General features: G+C 42.2%; 3 protein-coding genes. All 3 read right to left on the bottom strand.

Annotation, left to right across the window (positions count from 1 at the left end):
- Window positions 1-167 precede the first annotated feature (167 nt).
- The 3 genes from rnc to ACMJ0U_RS02680 are packed head-to-tail and all read right to left on the bottom strand — an operon-like array spanning window position 168 to window position 2,705.
- Window positions 168-1,184 (bottom strand): ribonuclease III, encoded by a 1,017-nt coding sequence (rnc, locus tag ACMJ0U_RS02690; RefSeq protein ID WP_417128006.1) that lies wholly within the window; start codon window positions 1,182-1,184, stop codon window positions 168-170.
- A gap of 3 nt (window positions 1,185-1,187) precedes the next feature.
- A complete protein-coding gene (gene fabF / locus ACMJ0U_RS02685; RefSeq protein WP_417128004.1) occupies window positions 1,188-2,453 on the bottom strand; it encodes a beta-ketoacyl-ACP synthase II in 1,266 nt (421 codons plus the stop codon).
- A 15-nt stretch (window positions 2,454-2,468) separates the two neighbouring features.
- Window positions 2,469-2,705, bottom strand: a complete 237-nt coding sequence (locus ACMJ0U_RS02680; RefSeq protein WP_007560723.1) for an acyl carrier protein — start codon at window positions 2,703-2,705, stop codon at window positions 2,469-2,471.
- Window positions 2,706-2,755: the final 50 nt, after the last annotated feature.

Genomic DNA, 2,755 nt, shown 5'->3' with positions numbered 1-2,755 from the left:
TTTTGCAAATCTATAAAATAAAAAATACGAGACTCAAACTTGAATCCCGTATTTTCCATTTACACAAAATATTTTATAGTGCCATATAAAGTGATTATACTCTATCGACTTTATATGCCATCTTACTTTTAGGGACATTTACTGAATATCCCGAGGTAGTCAGATAACTATTGCGTAGTAATTTTTGATTCTTCACTGTTTTCTTTTGCCTCTTCAGTAAGCTGGAATGCCGCCTCTTCTGCTTCGGAAATAATCCGTTCTACATCGTCGTATTTCTCAGCAATTTCTTCTTTCATTTCCGTATCAAAAGATTCCGGATTCTGCTCGTCTGCTTGTATCGAAAGACTATCTGCTTCCGTAGTCAATGTATCGGTTGTGTCGGTTGGAATAGGATTTTCCTCTGCTGCAGCTTGTTCTCGTACAGCCTTTTCTGCAAAAATCGCGTCAATGAACTGAGGGTCATTCTTGATTTTGTTCAAGGTTTCATGAGCAGCTTCCTGTTGTGATTCTTTCTTGGAATATCCTTTACCTTGCCCGGCGGGAACTTGTTCTATCACTACCTGTGTTTCAAAGACCGGATTCTGTTGCTCGTCAACCGTCTGCTCCAGCAGATTGAACTCAATGAGGAACTTGTTTTTCTGTCCCCATTCAATCAGTTTCGACTTGAAGTTGACTTCCTTCCGCGACAACTTTTCCAGATTCAGGTAGGGTTTGATAATGCGTTCCTCCATGAAGAACTTGCAAGTTTCGTATCCACGATCCAGATAAATGGCTCCCACAAGCGCTTCAAAAGCATTTCCACACATGTAGCTGTTGTGTGATGACTGCCGTGTGGTATACTTTATCAACTTGTCTAGACCGATTTGCACGGCAATCCGGTTTAATGTTTCTCGTTGTACGATTTTAGAACGTGTGTTGGTCAGGAAGCCCTCTCTTTTTCCCTCAAACCGTTTGTACACAATGTCAGCCACTACTGCATCCAGTATGGCATCTCCTAGAAATTCCAGACGTTCATTGTTCAACAGTCTGCCTTTAGCCTTTACCGAAGAAGATTTGTGCAGGAGGGCCTGCTGATAGATTTCGATGTTTCGCGGGTAAAATCCCAGTATCTTATAAAAACAAAGATAAGACTCCTTATCCTTTCGAAAAAGAAGTCTTATCTCATCTAGTATATTGCTAAACACAGTTTATTCAGTGTATTTTTTAATGATTACACATGCATTGTGACCGCCAAATCCGAATGTGTTGCTCAATGCGGCACGTACAGTACGCTGCTGTGCCTTATTGAAAGTGAAGTTCAGGTTGTAGTCGATTTCTTCATCGTTGTCACCTTCTTCATGGTTGATTGTCGGAGGTACAATGTCATTTTTTACAGACAATACGCAAGCGATGGCTTCTACACCTCCGGTTGCACCCAAAAGGTGTCCTGTCATAGATTTGGTAGAACTGATGTTCAGTTTGTAGGCATGTTCACCAAACAAATCCTTGATGGCTTTTACTTCAGAAACGTCACCTACCGGAGTAGAAGTTCCGTGTACGTTGATATAGTCGATATCTTCTGGTTTCATTCCGGCATCTTCCAGAGCGCTCTGCATAACCAGTTTCGCACCCAGGCCTTCAGGATGAGAGGCTGTTAAATGGTAAGCGTCGCCAGATGCACCTGTACCAGCTAATTCTGCGTATATTTTCGCACCACGTGCTTTAGCGTGTTCCAATTCTTCAAGAATTAAACATCCGGCACCTTCGCCCATTACGAAACCATCGCGGCTAGCACTGAACGGACGTGAAGCACGTGCAGGGTCGTCATTGCGTGTAGACAGTGCATGCATGGCATTGAAGCCGCCTACTCCTGCAGGGAAGATAGCTGCTTCAGCTCCACCTGTTACAATGATGTTGGCTTTTCCCAAGCGGATATAGTTGAATGCATCAGCTATAGCGTTAGAAGAAGACGCACATGCAGAAGTAGTGGTGAAGTTAGGTCCGTGGAAGCCGTACATGATAGAAATCTGTCCGGATGCAATATCTGCAATCATCTTCGGAATAAAGAACGGATTGAATTTCGGTCCGAGGTCATCTTTTGTTTTCTCGTAACCGGCAACTTCTTCTTCGAAAGTATGAATACCTCCGATTCCGACGCCGAGAATCACTCCGACTTTGTTCAAATCTTCTTTTTCTACGTCGATACCGGCATCAGTTACTGCTTCTTTAGCTGCAACTACTGCATACTGAGTGTAAAGGTCCATCTTACGGGCTTCCTTACGGTCAATATGGTCAGCAGCATTGAAGTTCTTCACTTCGCAAGCGAACTGAGTCTTAAATTTTGACGCATCAAAATGAGTAATAGGTCCTGCTCCGCTGACGCCGTTCAGGAGGTTGTTCCAGAATTCCGGAACAGTGTTACCTACTGGAGTCAACGCACCAAGACCTGTTACTACTACTCTTTTTAATTCCATAAAAGTAGAATTAAATTATTTTGCGTTAGCTTCGATGTAAGAGATAGCGTCACCTACAGTCTGGATTTTTTCTGCCTGATCGTCTGGAATAGAGATTCCGAATTCTTTTTCGAATTCCATGATCAATTCTACAGTATCCAAAGAGTCAGCACCCAGGTCGTTAGTGAAGCTAGCAGTTGCAACTACTTCTGATTCTTCTACGCCCAATTTATCTACAATAATTTTCTGTACTTTTGATGCGATTTCAGACATAATTCTAAGTTTTTTAAGTTTATAAATAATGTAATTTATTGATTTTTCGC

The sequence above is a fragment of the Phocaeicola sp. genome, assembly GCF_048170425.1.
In the GTDB taxonomy this organism is placed as follows: Bacteria; Bacteroidota; Bacteroidia; order Bacteroidales; family Bacteroidaceae; genus Phocaeicola.
The sequence above is the reverse complement of the archived record's forward strand: the minus strand, read 5'-3'. Positions and strand labels throughout refer to the sequence as shown.

Bases quoted from the DNA above. Each gene is read 5' to 3' on its own strand.
- fabF (WP_417128004.1), bottom strand. From the start codon at position 2,453: ATGGAATTAAAAAGAGTAGTAGTAACAGGTCTTGGTGCGTTGACTCCA.
- ACMJ0U_RS02680 (WP_007560723.1), bottom strand. From the start codon at position 2,705: ATGTCTGAAATCGCATCAAAAGTACAGAAAATTATTGTAGATAAATTG.